Consider the following 17,100-nt stretch of genomic DNA (forward strand, 5'->3'; position numbering starts at 1 on the left):
TAATTAGAAAATGTTTATGATCGTCATCATGAAAGGGAGTATGGTATGAGTAATTTTTATTCTATGACTAATTCGATTCAACCGATTATTGTTTCATTTGCTCGTGGGGATGTAACTGGTGATAGAGTGCCAGATAATGTCTACTTAACCGGAATCACTACACCAGATAGTCCATTTATTCAAAATATTACCCTTCTCGTACAAGATGGAAGAACTGGAGTGGTAAACAGTATTCCACTTCGTGAGAATGCTGGTTACAATCCTACTATATTCTTGGGGGATTTTACCGGCAATGGGGTAGATGATATTTTAATAAGTGTTGTTACTGGTGGTAGTGGAGGAATCATGTACCATTATATTTATTCCTTCGTGGAAAATAGAGCACAATTACTATTTGATTTCAATATATTTAATGAGCAATATCAATATGAGGTTATTTATAAAGACAATTACAAAGTTGAGGTTGTCAGCAAGATCAATAATAAAAAGTACATTATAGACATTTCTACAAAAGGTCCGGAGTATTTAAATGAAATATATGATGAAAACGGGAAACTGAAGAGTCCTATTACAGGCTTTGTGAATCCTCTAAGCGGCTTATATCCTGTAGATTTTGATTCAAATAAAGTATTTGAGCTATTAGCGTACCAAAAAATTGCTGGAAGATATAATGCAGATTCTTTAGGATATGTTTTAAACACACTAGGATGGAATGATAATAGGTTTGAATTGCAAAATCAGTATGTAGCTATTTGGGGATATTAGGTTAGTAAAACATAATATTCGAAGAGAAAAACCTACACTTTGGAGAGCGGTCGTAGCGCGATAAGAGCACCCTGATAATGGGAAATCCTTGTAAGTTCACTTTCTTATTTATCTTGAAGGGCTCGTCTTTCGTATTTGGGTGTCTTTTTTGTACCCAAAGAAGATTTGGGGGAGGAATACGGATAATCTAATGGAATATAACTAGGAAATGAATATCTGTAAATCGGTGAGAAAGCAGTGGTTAGGCTATATACTAAAAAATCATAATTACTAAAGCACCAGAGGAGATGCAAGCATGTTCAACAAAATCTTTCTTTCTAGAACTCCATGCTATGGGAATTGTCCTGTATTTGATGTGGAAGTTCATCATGATGGTACTGTTAAATGGCGCGGGGAAATGTATGTTGCTCGTTTAGGTGAAATAGAATTTAAAATTCCCAACAATAAGATTAAAAAATTAGAAGAGTTATTGGAAGAGTTCGATTTTCGCTCATTCACCTATCCAGAACCGGATTTGTTTGCGACAGATCAGCCCTCCTGTGTTACACGTGTAATCTTCCAAGATGGGTTTGATAAGAACGTCGATCACTATTTAGGGGAGGATGCAACATATTTAGTAGGGCAAAAACATTCGCTTCCCAATCTTAAAAAATTTGAAAAAAGACTTGAACAAATAATAGGGTTACGAAAATATATTAAACACCCTCGATTCTATTTTTTTTATTTAAAATCAGAAAATTATGAATGTGTAGTATCTGCTCCTAACCAAAAAGAAGCAATTGGTTTGGCAGAAAACGATTATGAGGCTACTAATTGGGATGTGAACAGGATTGGTAAAGACATAACGGGAGGAATAGTTCCTTATGTTGTGATGGATAAAAAAAATACATGAATGTAGCGCCTGACCCCAGTGCAGTAGGACTTTAATGCACCGGGGTCAGGCGCTTTTACTTTCAAATTTAATATGAAGATTTTTTATGGAAAGAACACTTGGAATTTTAAACATTCTTTTAGTTTTCGGTAAAGTACTAAATCTGTTTTACAGTTACATAATGATTCCTAAGCGTAACGCTTCTGAAACGGCGTGCATCCGATTGTTTGCATCGAGCTTTTTAATTGAAGATTTAATGTAATCTTGAATCGTAAATTCACTAATTTGCATATAGTTTGCAATTTCCTTAACCGTTTCTCCCCAAGAAATACGCTGTAGGGTTTCTAATTCTCGTTTTGATAATTTTTTAGAACTGACTATATGATGATTTAATGACACTATAGCATTACCTATTAATTGTCCATATAGGGTCAATTGCTGAAGAAGTGTATCATTAATAGGATTAGTACCATTGTAAACACCTGGACAAGCATAACCAATAACGGTAGCTTTATTGGTTATCGGTACGACAGTTAAAAAAGTTTGGTACATATCCGTTGAAACATATTTGGCTGGGGCTTGTTGAACAAAATCTTTTCCACTTAAATACACGGATTCCTGTGTACGAATAGCTTTACGAACAAGAGGTAGGTTACGAATGTCATCTTTAATATTTAAAGGACTGGTACCATTGTTATTGATATCTAATACTCCTTCAATAGTTTCATTAAAAATAGCGTAATTATATAAATGAACACGAGAAAAAGGAAATAGACTGATAAATCCTCTCGTTGCAATTCGGATTCGATCCTCGTGATCGGTAGCTTCGTAAATCAGCCGGATATAATTTTTTAGCTCTGTATCCATGAATACCCTCTCCTTTTCATATTGAAATTCCCAAAAACATAGTGCTGTTTTTAAGTGTTATCTAGAAATAAGGACTATTCTAAATTAATGTTCCTCTTATTTTAATGTGAGAGCCTTGTTCGAAAAAGTTCTTATTATCAAAATGTTTTAAAAATAATCGTAAAAGATATTATACAGTGAACAAAATTCATGTCAAGATTCGCCTGAGCTGGAAAAGACGGTAAAAACCTGTATTCCCCCACTTTTTATTTGTGATCCCCCTAAAAATAGAGAACCTTAATTGTTTTCAGGGATTCAGAATTAAAAAATGGGAATATTAACTTAATATCTTATGCACTATTATTAAATTGTAAACGCTTACTAACATAAAACTTCGATTCCAACAAAGGAATTGTTATGTTAATTCATTTCATGGAGGGATATTGCATGACAAAAAAACAAATAACCAACTTTGATGCAATTGTAGTAGGAGCAGGGTTTTCTGGCCTTTATATGCTTCACAAACTACGTAACGATGGATATTCAGTAAAGATATTTGAAGCAGGGGATAACGTTGGAGGAACATGGTACTGGAACCGCTACCCGGGGGCACGTTGTGATATTGAAAGCATTTTTTATAGTTATTCATTTTCTGAAAAGATAACACAAGAATGGACTTGGTCTTCCAGGTTTCCAGAACAACCAGAAATTTTAAACTACATAAATTATGTCGCCGATGAGCTCGACTTAAAAAAAGATATTCAATTTAACACAAAGGTGGAATCGGCTCACTATGACGAACAAAATAATCTTTGGCGTGTAACTCTAGAGGATCAATCTATCGTTACGTCACATTACTTTATCACAGGGGTTGGTGTTCTATCATCTGCAAACATGCCAAAAATGAAAGGATTAAACGATTATAAGGGGGAATGGTATCACACTGGAAGATGGCCAAAAGAAGAGGTTTCTTTTGAAGGAAAGAAAGTTGGTGTTATCGGAACAGGTTCTACCGGTGTGCAGGTGATTCCAACAATTGCTCCCAAAGTAAAAGAACTTTTCGTATTTCAGAGGACGCCACAATATACTACACCTGCACAAAATTATCCATTGGACCCTGAGTTTATAGCTAAGACAAAAGCGAACGCGTGGAAATTAAAAAAATTGCGAACACAGACACCAATGGGCACGCAACAATTACGAGGTGAACGATCGGCTATGGATGATTCAGAGGAAGAACGAATGAAGAATTTCGAAGCTTCTTGGAATAAAGGTGCGCAAGCATTTCAAAATACTTATAATGATATCAATTCAAATCCAGACTCGAGTAGAGTTGCGGCTGCATTTATTCAAAAGAAAATTCATGAAATTGTAAAAAAACCGCAAACAGCAAAAGACTTAACGCCAGATTACTTATATGCGGGAAGGCGTCCGATTATTGATACAAACTATTATGAAACATATAATCGTGAAAATGTTAAGCTCGTTAATGTAAAAAAAGATCCAATTCAGCAGATTACAGAAACAGGTATTCAAACACTAAATCATCATTATGAATTAGACATGATCATTTTTGCTACAGGATATGATGCAATTACTGGCCCTTTATTTAATATCGATATCCGGGGTAAAGGCAACGTATCCCTGAAAGATAAGTGGGAGAATGGGGCGCATGTACGAACTTATCTAGGGTTGGCGACTGCAGGTTTCCCTAATATGTTCATGATTACAGGCCCAGAAAGTCCATCTGTAACTACAAATATGGTTGCTGCTATTGAACAGCACGTCGAATGGATTTCTGATTTTATTAATTACGCACGTACAGAAGGAATCGACATTATAGAAGCAAATGAAAAAAATGAATACGAATGGAGTAAGTTATGTAAAGAGATAGCAGACACAAGATTAGTTGCAAAAATAGATTCATGGTATACAGGTTCGAATGTAGTAGGTAAGCCTAGACCAAAAGGTTTCCTAATATATTTAGGTGGCCTTCATCAATACCGTCAAATTTGTAATCAGGTAGCTTCTAAAGAATATGAAGGCTTTTCGCTTGAAAAGTGTGCTTATATAGTGGCTGATTAAGAGGAACATTTAATGTCATTAAATGTAAGAGCGCTATTGAAATTAATTTCTTTGTGACAAGCTTGATTAAATTTAAATCAGCCAGCAATAATATTGTTAGAATTTTCGTGATGTTCGTCGGTTCGGATAGTACTATCAATACTAAAAACTGGCAAACTATTTATCCCTGAACGTTTCTTGCTTCTCACAGAAAAAAATTTCTTTTAAGTTAATTAAAAATAAGAAGTAAGAAAAAAACAATTCACAATCCTTAATCGATAAAAATCTATTAAACCAATTATTTATTAGTAAATTATAAAGTGGGAGGAATGGCACATGAATCAACTGCTACAAGGTTTCACGAAACAATTTATTGACGGTCGATGGAAAGATGGTGGAAGTCCTGGAACGATTCAAAACTATAATCCGTATACCGGTGAAGAACTATTAACTATTCAAGCTGCAAGCAAAAACGATCTAGATCAAGCTTACTCTGCTGCGCAGCAAGCTCAATCAATCTGGGAGGATTTACCACTAGGTGAGAAGCGAAAACTCTTTGAGCGTTTAGTACAAGTATTAGAAGAAAAAAGAGAAGATATTATCCAATGGCTTATCAACGAATCAGGTAGTACGTTAATTAAAGCGACAGTTGAATTTGAAGCTTCTGTTACCATGGTAAAAGAGTCTGCGAGTTTTATGACGCGTATTACGGGACAAATTTTACCTTCTTCTGTACCGAATAAAGAAAATCGCGTTTATCGAACAGCAAAGGGAGTAATTGGTGTAATTGGTCCTTGGAATTTCCCATTTCTTTTAACAATGAGATCAGTCGCTCCTGCCCTGGCTGCTGGTAATAGTGTTGTAATTAAGCCGGCATCTGACACCCCCGTTACTTCAGGATTATTGTTCGGTGAATTATTCGAACAAGCTGGATTCCCAGCTGGTTTAGTAAACGTCGTGGTAGGGCGTGGTTCTGAAATTGGGGATGCATTTGTCACACACTCTATACCATCCGTGATATCGTTTACAGGATCAACTGAAGTAGGACGCCGGGTAGGAGGATTTGCAGGGGAAAATATAAAAGAAGTTGCCCTTGAACTAGGTGGGAACAATGTGATGGTAGTTTTAAAAGATGCAAACATTGATCAGGCCGCAAAAGCAGCAGTTTATGGTAAATTTTCACACCAAGGACAAATATGCATGGCATTAAATCGGATCATTGTGGATGAAACCATTCATGATGAATTTGTTGAAAAATTCACTGAAATTGTTAAAGGACTTAGAACAGGTAACCCAGCTGAGCCATCAACAACTGTTGGTCCACTTATTAACATACAACAAGTAGAAAGAATTCAACAAGACATTCAGGTTAGTGTTGCACAAGGTGCGACGATTCATCTTGAAGGAGTCGTTGAGAAATGCTTGATGCAGCCAGTAATTTTAACAAATGTTTCAAACGACATGCCGATTGCTAAAAATGAAATTTTTGGTCCGGTTGCTCCTATTATTAAATCAAAAGATGAAGAGGACGCCATTAAAATTGCCAACGATTCACCTTATGGTTTAAGTGGCTCAGTTTTTACAGAAAATGTTCATCACGGTGTAGAGGTTGCTAAAAAAATTAAAACAGGCATGGTTCACATAAATGATCACTCGGTGAATGCTGAAGCACATGTCCCGTTTGGAGGTGAAAAAGAATCCGGGTTAGGTCGCTTCAATGGTGAATGGGCAATTGAGAAGTTCACAACTGTTAAATGGATTAGCGTACAAAATGGTTATCGCGATTACAATTAATAAGAATCTACCAATACTAGTCGATTTTGTTGATGGAGCAACCACTCAACTGATGAAGGCTGGTATTGCTCCTCTGGATGGAAAGCATGTGTTTTTTTTGCCCATCTTCATGCAGATCATAGTTTAGGATATGGACAGTTTTTGATTGGTGGATGGGTAGAAGGGCGAAGGGAGTTTACCGTCGTAGGTCCTGTAGGCACTTTATTCTGTGGGAAGATCAGCATCCAGTGTGCTAGAAGTTAACTTATCGAAATAGAGGAACCGGAAATGTACCTAACGCATTTCTTGCCAAAAATTGATGTTGAAGAAGTATACAATGAAGCATCAAGAGTTTTTTCAGGTAAAGTTTTTGTTGCGAAAGACTTGGATGTAATTATGGCCTAATTCTAAGCCTTGAGAAGTTATTAATAAATTTGTCTAGAACACTTCACTAATCAAAAAAGTACGAATATTAATTATTTTTAGTTTAATATGTTTTTAACCCTTATTTGATAGAACATAACATATAAAGCAATATAATGATGTTTTTATATAGTATTTTTCATTAGCCTAGTCGTTATTAAGATAGTTATAAAAATAAGAAAAAACTGTCTATGAACTTAATGTAATAGCGGCTACTATTAATATTATTCTCGTTTTTAAGTAGTTAAAATATATAGGTGGTGACACACAATGGAATTCCAAGATAAAGTTGTTGTAATAACAGGAGCGACTGGTGGAATTGGATACGAAACGGTAAAACAATATGCCAGTGAAGGAGCAAAACTTGTCCTAGTTGATTTGGATCAAAAGAAAATGGATCAACTTATTTTGAATATTGATCCAGATAAATACCTGAAAATCGTAACAGATATTTCTGAGGAAGACAATGTGGCTGCAATTGTCCAAGAAGTAGTAAATAAATTCGGAACGATTGATGTGTTTGTAAACAATGCGGGAATTGAAGGGCAATTTGGTCCTATTACCGAAACGTCTGCTGAATCATTTGAAAAGGTACTAAATGTTAATTTAAAAGGTGTATTCTTCGGTGTTAAACATGCTCTAAAAGTCATGAAACAAAATAAGTCAGGGAATATTATTAATACAGCTTCGGTTGCAGCGTTTTTGGGGACGCCGGGCTATGCACCATACGGTTTAACAAAGCATGCTGTGATGGGGTTAACGAAAACAGCGGCTGCTGAAGCTGCTTCTGAAAATATACGAGTTAATGCAGTTTGTCCGGGAAATGTCGATACTAATATGATGGATTCAATTCAAAAAAATGCTAACAGGTCTAAATCGGCAATTGAGCAAAAGATTCCGTTACAACGATTTGCAACGCCAGCGGAAATTGCAAATCTAATTCTTTTTTTATCTTCAGATAAAGCTTCATATATTACAGGAAGTAGCTACGTGATAGATGGAGGAAGGCTTATACAAGGGTAATGCTAGCAATCTTATAGTATTTGAAGGTTTCACTAAGAAAGGTGGTTAAAATTATGATGAAAGCTGCTATTACGTATAGCAAGGGAGAAGATTTTAAAATTGAAGACGTCCATTTGAATGAACCTAAATCTGGTGAAGTATTGGTCCGTATTATTGCATCAGGAATGTGTCATTCTGATATGATTGCTCGTGATCAAATGTCCGGTGTACCATTACCAGCTATTCTTGGACATGAGGGAGCAGGCATTGTTGAAAAAGTAGGATCAGGAGTAACTAGTGTATTGCCTGGGGACCACGTTGTCCTTTCCTATAATTCCTGTGGAAAGTGTTCAAACTGTCATGAAGGACGACCCTATGTCTGTAATGAGTTTCTAGAGCTAAATTTTGGAGGTAGATTAGCTGATGGAAGCAATCGACTGCATAAAAATGGAACGGAACTAGCCACCTTTTTTGGACAGTCAAGTTTTGGACAATTTTCAGTAGTATCAGAACGTAATGTGGTTAAAGTAACCAAAGATGTTCCCCTCGAGGTATTGGCTCCATTGGGTTGCGGAATACAGACCGGCGCAGGGACAATTTTTAACATTTTAAAACCTGATATCGGATCAAGCATTGTCATCTTTGGATGTGGTGCCGTAGGTTTGAGTGGGTTGCTGGCTGCCAATGTTGCTCGATGTGCAACAATTATTGCAGTGGATGTTCAAGATGAACGTTTGGAGCTGGCAAAAGAAATTGGTGCAACACATACTATAAATGCAAAGGAACTAGATCCAGTAACAGAGATCATCAAAATTACTAAAAAAGGTGTAGATTATGCAATAGAGACAAGCGGACGTGCTGCTGTGATTCGTCAATCCGTGGATGTTCTTGCTCAGAGAGGAGTATCAGCTATTATTGGCTCCCTGGATGATGAAGTGACCTTGAATGTCAGACAATTACGTAACAATCGAACAGTTGTAGGTGTCATTGAGGGAGGTGCTGTTCCTCAAACATTTATACCTTATCTGATTCATTTATACCAATCAGGTAAATTTCCATATGATAAGTTTATCAAATATTACGCTTTTGAAGACATCAATCAGGCTTGCCATGATTCGGAGAGTGGACATACTATCAAGCCTGTTTTGAAAATGGTATGACCCCTTTTTTCTTGTGGCAATACCTAGGTTGTAAAAGTCTTTGATGGGTAAATTGAATGCAAAAAGCCAAAATCTTACATTTAGGCTCTTGGAATAAGTAGACTATATCCCTGCGACATACCTATATTTTGATAGGTTTCTTGATCAACAGCCTCAAATAAAGTTACAAGGAAAAAACTCTTTTCATCGTAGAATATAGGGATCTACTTCAAATTTCAAATTTTCAATGTTTATCAAAAATAGACGGGGCTGTTGCTTGTTCAAGGTTTGCTTGTAATTAATGGTCCTTGTATAGGAGCGTATGAACAGAGGATCATTTTTTTACACAGTTATGTAAGAGGAATTTGAAGGGGAGAGTGAAGCATGTTATATACTATTTCCACCAAATATTCACAATTTGGGAGAAGAGTACGTTAGAATCTTCTATGTTCTAAATATGTCCACTCTCACCTGCAGATATCCATAAATAGATCTGTATGAAATTCTAACAAAACAAGAGAATTCGGAAAAAATCTTAAGGAAATAGAAGGGGTTGGAAAAAATGATAGAAAAGGGCGTGGGGTATAAAAATGCATCAAGTGACTTTGTAAGAGGTATAAACCCCAAAAATTTATCTGCCTCAATTGCCGCTGGAGCTTTTGGACTTTCAGGAGGAACGGTAATGATAAGTGCAGGAACAGTAGCAGGATTAAGCTCTGAAATAATTACTTTGTGGGTAACCAGCGTGTATTTATTAGGGGGAATATTCGGTATACTACTTGCTATATATTACCGCCAACCATTAGCAATGGCCAGTGCTCTGCCAGCAGCGGTTCTATTTGCTACATCGATAATACAAGTAGGACTTGCGGAAACGTTAGGTGCTTCAATATTGGCAGGGATTATTATTTTTATTATAGGATTAAAAGGCTATATGGGAAAAATAATTAATGTGATTCCAACACCGATTGTTCTGGCGATGGTTGGGGGTGTGTTTTTAAAGTTTGGTTTAAGTTTGGTTACGACGTTGGAAAATGCACTATTTCCTGCTGTTTTAATGGTTGGAATTTTCTTAATTGTTTCTAAATGGATTCCTGCTTTTCCTCCAATTATGGCATCCATTATTGTAGGAGTTATTTATTTGCTTGTTAGTAATGTATCGTTTGCAGGGGTTAAATTTAGTGTAGCCTATCCAGAGTTAGTTTTACCGGTCTTTTCATTAGAAGCTTTTCTAATTTATGGACTTCCGTTAATCATAATTATTGTTGGACAGGAAATTCCTGCGGCTAATTTTATAGTTAAAAATGAAGGGTATAGACCACCGACAAATGGAATTTCTGCTGTTAATGGATTAGCAACAGCAGTAGGAGGTTTTTTTGGCACATATAACCTCGCTGTTGGAGGACCATTATCAGCTATATTAAGTAATTCAGAAGCGGGGCCAAAAGAAAAACGATGGGTCGGTGCTGTGCTATTTGGTTTTATATTAGCTATTGCTGGTCCTTTCTATGGAACGTTAGTTACTTTTTTTGAAGCAATGCCATCCTATTTTATGGCAATCGTCACCGGTCTAGCGTTATTAAAAGTTTTAATATCGATAATGGGCGATTCGTTTGGAGCTGGGACACATAAAATCGGGGTTATTCTTGCTTTTTTGATTGCTGCCTCGGAGATTACCATATTAGGGTTAGGTGCTGCTTTCTGGTCATTAATTATTGGTATTGGTATCTCTTTATTTATCGAACCTCAGGATTTTCGTTTCTTTAATAAGAATAAACCTAAGGATTTAAATGATGAAATAGCCTAATATTTTTAATGAAAACTTGATGGAAACTAGTCTGTACTCCAACGTTAGTAATGGTTAGGGTACTTTAAAGAATTTAGTATATTTTCATTTTTCTCTCTCTGCTAAAAGTTTGCTACAAAGTCGGTATTAGAATTCAGTCACTTTATGTCGAATATAAGTGCGAAAGCTATATTTGCATTTGCATGAAAGCGCTTGCGGTAAGAGGCGACAGACGTGTATAAATGACAGGAAATTAGCTTGCTTTTACCGGACGATTTTTTTCTACCATTTGGTGAAATTATTACAAGTAATTACCAATGCAACGATACAGATTTATTAATTATTGTTGCAAATCACCGAACCTTAGTAAGTGTTGATTTTTATACTAAATAGTGAAGAGTGTATAGTGTGTAAGCCTTGCGTAATTTGCTAGTTTCTATAACATTAACAGTTTACAAATAAAACGGTTTTTTGAATCGTCCCAATATAGGGGCGATTCAGATAGGCCGTTAGAGCTTAGGTGAACTTCCCGTTAAATATTTAAAGTATAGGAAATATTATTGAAGATAAGAATTTTATGTAGGTAGTTAAAGTTTGCCTATATAGTAGATAATAGATAGGAGTGTTAATATGCCATTAGCCCCTCAGGTGATAAATTTGCTAGAACAATTAGAGTCAAATAAAAGACGACAGTTTATAGAGATGCCTGTAGATGAAGCTCGTTCTACATTCTCTCGGTTGAAGGTGTTAAGTGGTGTAACTGAAGAGGTAGGAAAGGTTGAGGATAAAAAAATTGCAGTTGAAGGTGGGAATATTAATATACGTATTTATACTCCTAATGGAAAAGGACCATTTCCAATTTTCATTTATTATCACGGTGGGGGATATGTACTTGGTGGATTGGATATGGTAGATAGTCAGTGTAGACGAATAGCTAATATCTCTAATTGTATTGTTGTCTCTGTGGATTACAGACTTGCGCCGGAGTTTAAATTCCCAACTCCAATTGAAGATGGCTATGCAGCTTTGAAGTGGGTGTGTAAACACGCTTCGACCTTAGATGGAAATGCTGACAAAGTAGCAGTCGGTGGTGACAGTGCAGGTGGAAACTTAGCTGCAGTTGTCTCAATAAAATCCAAGAATGAAAGAATGTTTCTAATTCATGCACAAGTGTTGATTTATCCAATAACTGATTTTAATTATCAAAGTGAATCTTTTAAAAGAAATGGTCAAGGCTATATACTTAATGATGATAATCTTTATTGGTTTAGAAGCAATTATCTTAACACTAATGAAGATATACAAAATGAACTGGTTTCCCCAATGCTTGCTGAAAATCTAAACGAATTACCACAAGCATTAATTATTACAGCAGAATATGACCCACTTAGAGATGATGGTGCTAATTATGCTAATCGATTAAAGGAATTTAATATACCGGTAGAATACAAGTGTTTTAAAGGAATGATTCATGGTTTTTTTTGTTTTGATGGAGTACTAGATCAAGGAAAGAAAGCCATTGATAAAGTAGGAGTTTATTTGAAAAGGGTTTTTGAGAAGTGAAAAAAATAACACAAGTTGTATAGATTGAGCAGATTTTACTAAAATAAATGCAATCTAAGATATTGATGCTGAGAAAGATATGCAAGTGATTTAGAATAGACTTAGAAAAAAGGTATAACTCTCTCTTATTAATTCACCTCTAATCTTTGCTTTATATCATTCCACTTGCAGGAGAAGGCTTAGAGAAATCTCGTGAACAAATTATATCATTAATTTTGTTATTAGAATTAGCTTATGTAGTTCCATCGGTACAATTGAAATGTTATTGTTAATCAGCCATCAAAATGATTTATTTTACCTTATTTCATTGGCTATATTTTGTAACGGAATTGTACCGATGACTTATCACAAAAGCAGAGCGATATAGGGTTAACGGTATGATAACAAAAAAGCTCGATTTTGAAACCTCATTTATACTCAGCCTTAAGTGCTAAACAAAGGAAAGCTTGTTTAAATGAGTAATAGTTGACACCTCATTTGTCAGAATTATAGTAAGCGTAAGAAAGGATGACCACTTTAATCTTCTTTCAATCCCCCCATCTCATCCCAACCAATTCCCATAATCCCTTGAGAGTAAAATTCCTCCCATTTGGAAGCATTATGGCCAGGCGAATAAATCCAGTATCTTTTTTCCTTTTCATTCACTACATCAGAAGGAGAGGAGGAATCTTCTTCTCGTTGCCTTTTCAGCTTCCCTGCCCATTTGATGAAGATGTCACTAGCAATTTCATCATTCATATAGGCGGTTCGTCCGATTTCAGTTAGTGACCACTTTCCTCGAATAGAATTATCTATGTAATCCTCATAGACCAAATAATTTCTAGCAAACGTGGAAAAGGGTTCCTGCCCCCGGCACTTTAAAGTAATGGGGGACAGGAACCTTTTCCCGTAATAATATAATCACGAATTAAGCGATCCCGTGCATTTTTGAAGGCTCTTACCATTTTTTTACTCATTCCATTAGTTGCTTTGTTTTTGGCAAAACCATATTCCTTATGCTGTTTAGGAAAGTTTATAATGGAGTGTCCACTCGAAGAAACAAAATACACACCTCCAACATAGTCTTTAGAAAAATCTATATTTGCTTTTTTTACGTCATACTTTCTATAATGCGTCACTGGAACTACGTCAGCCCACCAATTATCATCCATTTTGACTTTAATTGACTTACTTCCCTGTTCCACTTTATCGTAACCATACTTGTTTACTAATGTCATGTATACATCGTTCTTGAAGTCTTTGAATCGATAGGATGCAGTTGAATAGATGCTATCATGTTCTTCTTTATCTGAAGCAGAAAGGGATTCTTTATTACTATGGAAAGTTGATGTTAACATTACGACAAGGTCAACATCACTATTTCCACGAATATTAGTGTTGTTTACATAGGATCCTTGTAAGAACATGCTGTAATTAATAGGCTTTTCTTTAATGATAGACTTACCAGCTTCATCCAAGACATCTCTTAGTTTGTGATGAGAGTTAAGAGCTTTTGTAACGCTTCCTTGTTTTGCCCAAGTTTCAATTTGGGAATTTGGTATTGGCATAATATCCGCTCCTTTTTACAGACTATTCTATTATTATACAACTTTTTTTAATAGATTTGTAAATAATTGTCATAAAATAGTGGGAGCTTGATGAAGATTAATCCTTAAGCTTTTTAAACTATTTTAACTGTGATAAAAGTGCCTGACCTCTAGTACTGTAAAGTATTACTGCACTGGGGGACAGGCGCTTTTTCCTGGAATATTAACGCCTCCGTTGGGTGTGAGTATTTTTGTTATAAAAGGGGTTGTTAAAGATGTGCCTATTCAGAAAATATTTAAAGGGGTTTTGCCTGTAGTATTGGTTATGATAGGTTTTACGTTTATATTAGTTCTTTTTCCAGATATCGTTACGTTTTTACCGAGTTTAACAAGGTGATTCAGAGAAGTCAGTCCTATAGATATTTGAAAGTAAATATAAACGTAAAACAAGCTGTAGAACGTCTAGTTCTACAGCTTTCTTATACTCGTGGCGTGGTGATTATAGAGCAGAAAGGGAAACTTTAATTTAAGCTGCATGAATATTGTGGGCACAAAAATCATTAAGTATATAGGAGAACAACATTTTGTTCAATTAGAACAATCATTAGGCGTACCAATCGAAAAGGTTTTTTTAGGGAACCGATTTGGTTTTCCTATGTTTAAGATTTATAACTTCAAGACTATTACTTATCTAAAAAATTAAATTGATATAAAAAGTAATGGGGGTCGGGAACCTTTTCCAGGCGCCAGGGAGAAAATGGTCCTGAAGATATTAATGAAATCGAAACTTATATCCTGTTTGAGTTTGCTCACTTGTTAAGTCTGGAAAAGATTTGTTCAATTCTTTACCGAAACTATTTTCTTGGTATTCATGATTCCAAGTCCAAGATAATAGGTTGTTTAATTTTGATAGTAATGTTCTAAACTGTTCTCTTTGCAGATCATTAGCCAAAAGTTCAATATCCGAATGCATCATACTAACAGTCTCGGCGAGCGTACTTGATAAATAGTTAATCCAATCCGATGCACTATCCGTATAATCACTTGGAACATCTTTCATTATTTCAGATAAAATAATCAGCTCTGCTTCTTTATTTGTAAATCTTGCTTGTTTTAATGTTTTATTTATGACTTTGGACTTTTGTTCATCTGTTAAATCTGCAAAAAGAGGATGATTATCAAGCTTCTTCAATGCATCCGCATCGGTTCCTATAAGCTTACGGTCGAGTAACAGATGATAAAGATCTGAAAATTGTTTATAAGTAATGTCCATATTATAGATTACTTCTAACGCATGTTGACTCGCTCTATTTTCAGAGACCTCATTTCGTAAATTTTTATCAATTCTTCGGCTTTTTTTCATTCGTTTAATATGTGAAGGTTTAGGTTGTATTATCTCAATTACTCTTTCATCGGAATACTGTCCAGCTTCTTGGATGTTTTCTATAGCTGTCTGTACATCAGCGCCTATAATTTTCTTGGAGGTATTATTAAGGTGGAATCGTAACGTCTCTCTTTCAAGCTTTGTGCCGATATTTTCTTTATAACGGATGACTTTAACATTCTTATAATTTGGATTATAAAGAGCTAACGCTTTTAACGCATTATATCTTCGGGACCCGTCAATTAAATAATACTTACTATATTTATCTGGTCCAACTACGAATAGTGGAGTAAGAAGACCTACTTGCTGGATATTTTTCTTCATACTTTTAATGTCGAGGTGAAACCTATTTTCTAAATCCCATATGATCTGATCCAAACGAACTTCTAGGATGTCCATATAAAACCCCCGTTTTAGATGATAATTCACTTTATGAATACCAGTGGTCGTCTCATAACAGATTAGTTCCAAAAAATCACATCTTATTCTTGTTTTCTACAAATACTAAGATGGGTGATGTATCGTGACATATAAAATAACAAGTAGACAACAAGCGATTTTGGATGAATTAAAAGCATTTCATTTTGATGAGTGTCCTTCTATTAATTGGGAAAGGGAAATCAAAGAACCATTTCCAATGAATTCAATTGGACCAAATGAACGAATTTGGATTCAGAAGGAGAAGCAATTTCAATCAAATTTCTTATCGCAAATACTGGGGATAAATTCAATCATTAATAGTTATTACAAATTAAATAGAAACAAAGCAGGCAAAAGAGATAGCTTACTTTATCAAAAATGGGAAAGAAATTACCCTTTTTCTAAAAAAATAGTGGAGGGTCAACAACAATCATGGAGAGAGGCAGTAAAAAAATATGCATCTTTTTATCAGAATTGTAAAGTTGCAAAAGCGTATAGCTTACATGTGTTTGATACCGAAACAGTAGAGTGTAATGTTTTTCTTCATTCACTAGAAAATATAATCCCAAGCAAAATTGAAAAAACAACAAAGCGAGGGAAAATTCGTTACCATGAAATGCCGAAAACAAAACGTTATGATTTATACCAATTCTATGTGTACAGTTGCTTAAACAAGATAATAAACGATTTGTTTGCGGTGTTACCTTGTGAAAGAGTGTTTATCAACGGCATAAGTGGTTCTTATGAAAATCATCAGCCCATTTTATCTGCTGTTGTGGAACGAAAGGAACATAAACAAAAAAGGTGTCCAAAGCGTACACTAGAGAAACACCGACACATGGTAACGTTTAAAGTGAGAAGTGGTTTCTATCCTTTAAATACGGTTTTTTCCCCACGAATTCTTCTAAAAGGGGAGAGGTAATATGGATTTATTAGTTTTAGCAAGTGTCGTTTTAAGCATCTTTTTCATTTATAAAGCTTTTACTGTATTTGTTAAAGGGGAAACCATAACTTCTGAAATGCAAGAATGGCACCATTTAGCGCCTTTAAGTCAAAGGTATGATTCAAAAGGGTTGAATACTAGTTATGTTTATTTTATAAGGGAATCAGGTTTGCAACATATAAAAATTGGAAAAGCAGATGACCCTGAACAGCGTAGAAAGGAGCTTAGCACCGGTTCGGCTCATAATCATGAAATCGTTCACCTCATAAAAAGTGAAAATCCGTATAAAACAGAAAATCTATTCCACAGATATTTTGGAGAGAAGAGGTGTAAAGGTGAATGGTTTGATATAACGGAGAAGGAGTTAAGGTGGATCAAAAGAGAAGATTATCCAAGAGAGATTGAAGATTCTATAAAAGGATATTGAAAAGCGAATACATCGGTATTCGCTTTTTATAATTATTAGAGTTTTTTTTAGTTAATCTTATTAAATCTCAAATATTCCAAGAGCTGGTGCCTCCCTATGGTAAAGAGTGCGTATTTTTTGTTTGGTTATGATTATAAAGAACCCAATTTTTTTATTACGTAGTAGACA

Annotated in this window: 14 protein-coding genes; 10 read left to right on the plus strand and 4 right to left on the minus strand. The window is 35.3% G+C overall.

Annotated elements, in window-relative coordinates:
• Positions 1 to 45 precede the first annotated feature (45 nt).
• Both AC1FXZ_RS14535 and AC1FXZ_RS14540 read left to right on the plus strand, forming a co-directional pair.
• Positions 46 to 765 carry a VCBS repeat-containing protein gene (locus AC1FXZ_RS14535; RefSeq protein WP_480054867.1) on the plus strand — a complete coding sequence of 240 codons (720 nt, stop codon included), beginning with the start codon at positions 46 to 48 and terminating at the stop codon, positions 763 to 765.
• Between the two features lie 295 nt (positions 766 to 1,060).
• The gene (locus AC1FXZ_RS14540) at positions 1,061 to 1,657 is read left to right on the plus strand and encodes a DUF6438 domain-containing protein (RefSeq protein ID WP_480054869.1); all 597 of its coding nucleotides are present in this window, start codon (positions 1,061 to 1,063) and stop codon (positions 1,655 to 1,657) included.
• A 153-nt stretch (positions 1,658 to 1,810) separates the two neighbouring features.
• On the opposite strand, the gene AC1FXZ_RS14545 is transcribed toward AC1FXZ_RS14540, so the two are convergent.
• Positions 1,811 to 2,503: a response regulator transcription factor gene (locus tag AC1FXZ_RS14545; RefSeq protein ID WP_480054871.1), complete on the minus strand. Its 693-nt coding sequence runs from the start codon at positions 2,501 to 2,503 to the stop codon at positions 1,811 to 1,813.
• Positions 2,504 to 2,929: 426 nt separating this feature from the next.
• Here AC1FXZ_RS14545 and AC1FXZ_RS14550 point away from each other — a divergent pair, with 426 nt between their 5' ends.
• The 6 genes from AC1FXZ_RS14550 (at position 2,930) to AC1FXZ_RS14575 (ending at position 12,232) form a co-directional block, all read left to right on the plus strand.
• Positions 2,930 to 4,567 (plus strand): flavin-containing monooxygenase, encoded by a 1,638-nt coding sequence (locus AC1FXZ_RS14550; RefSeq protein WP_480054873.1) that lies wholly within the window; start codon positions 2,930 to 2,932, stop codon positions 4,565 to 4,567.
• Positions 4,568 to 4,882: 315 nt separating this feature from the next.
• Positions 4,883 to 6,340: an aldehyde dehydrogenase family protein gene (locus AC1FXZ_RS14555; RefSeq protein WP_480054875.1), complete on the plus strand. Its 1,458-nt coding sequence runs from the start codon at positions 4,883 to 4,885 to the stop codon at positions 6,338 to 6,340.
• Positions 6,341 to 7,012: 672 nt separating this feature from the next.
• The gene (locus AC1FXZ_RS14560; RefSeq protein ID WP_480054877.1) at positions 7,013 to 7,765 is read left to right on the plus strand and encodes an SDR family NAD(P)-dependent oxidoreductase; all 753 of its coding nucleotides are present in this window, start codon (positions 7,013 to 7,015) and stop codon (positions 7,763 to 7,765) included.
• Positions 7,766 to 7,815: 50 nt separating this feature from the next.
• Positions 7,816 to 8,904 (plus strand): NAD(P)-dependent alcohol dehydrogenase, encoded by a 1,089-nt coding sequence (locus AC1FXZ_RS14565; protein WP_480055211.1) that lies wholly within the window; start codon positions 7,816 to 7,818, stop codon positions 8,902 to 8,904.
• Positions 8,905 to 9,445: 541 nt separating this feature from the next.
• On the plus strand, positions 9,446 to 10,690 hold the full coding sequence (locus AC1FXZ_RS14570; RefSeq protein ID WP_480054879.1) for a benzoate/H(+) symporter BenE family transporter: 1,245 nt from the start codon (positions 9,446 to 9,448) through the stop codon (positions 10,688 to 10,690).
• Positions 10,691 to 11,299: 609 nt separating this feature from the next.
• Positions 11,300 to 12,232, plus strand: coding sequence for an alpha/beta hydrolase (locus AC1FXZ_RS14575; protein ID WP_480054881.1), 933 nt, complete (start codon positions 11,300 to 11,302; stop codon positions 12,230 to 12,232).
• A 516-nt stretch (positions 12,233 to 12,748) separates the two neighbouring features.
• Here AC1FXZ_RS14575 and AC1FXZ_RS14580 read toward each other — a convergent pair.
• From AC1FXZ_RS14580 to AC1FXZ_RS14590, 3 genes are all read right to left on the minus strand, one after another.
• Positions 12,749 to 12,970 carry a hypothetical protein gene (locus AC1FXZ_RS14580; RefSeq protein WP_480054883.1) on the minus strand — a complete coding sequence of 74 codons (222 nt, stop codon included), beginning with the start codon at positions 12,968 to 12,970 and terminating at the stop codon, positions 12,749 to 12,751.
• 119 nt (positions 12,971 to 13,089) lie between these two features.
• A complete protein-coding gene (locus tag AC1FXZ_RS14585) occupies positions 13,090 to 13,779 on the minus strand; it encodes a nucleotidyltransferase domain-containing protein (RefSeq protein ID WP_480054885.1) in 690 nt (229 codons plus the stop codon).
• A 751-nt stretch (positions 13,780 to 14,530) separates the two neighbouring features.
• The gene (locus AC1FXZ_RS14590; protein WP_480054887.1) at positions 14,531 to 15,541 is read right to left on the minus strand and encodes a ParB N-terminal domain-containing protein; all 1,011 of its coding nucleotides are present in this window, start codon (positions 15,539 to 15,541) and stop codon (positions 14,531 to 14,533) included.
• Between the two features lie 124 nt (positions 15,542 to 15,665).
• On the opposite strand from AC1FXZ_RS14590, the gene AC1FXZ_RS14595 reads away from it, so the two are divergent.
• Positions 15,666 to 16,484: a hypothetical protein gene (locus AC1FXZ_RS14595; RefSeq protein WP_480054889.1), complete on the plus strand. Its 819-nt coding sequence runs from the start codon at positions 15,666 to 15,668 to the stop codon at positions 16,482 to 16,484.
• Position 16,485: 1 nt separating this feature from the next.
• Positions 16,486 to 16,932 (plus strand): GIY-YIG nuclease family protein, encoded by a 447-nt coding sequence (locus AC1FXZ_RS14600; RefSeq protein ID WP_480054891.1) that lies wholly within the window; start codon positions 16,486 to 16,488, stop codon positions 16,930 to 16,932.
• The last annotated feature ends 168 nt before the right edge of the window (positions 16,933 to 17,100 follow it).

This window comes from Halalkalibacter sp. HAAS-P014, assembly GCF_056619965.1.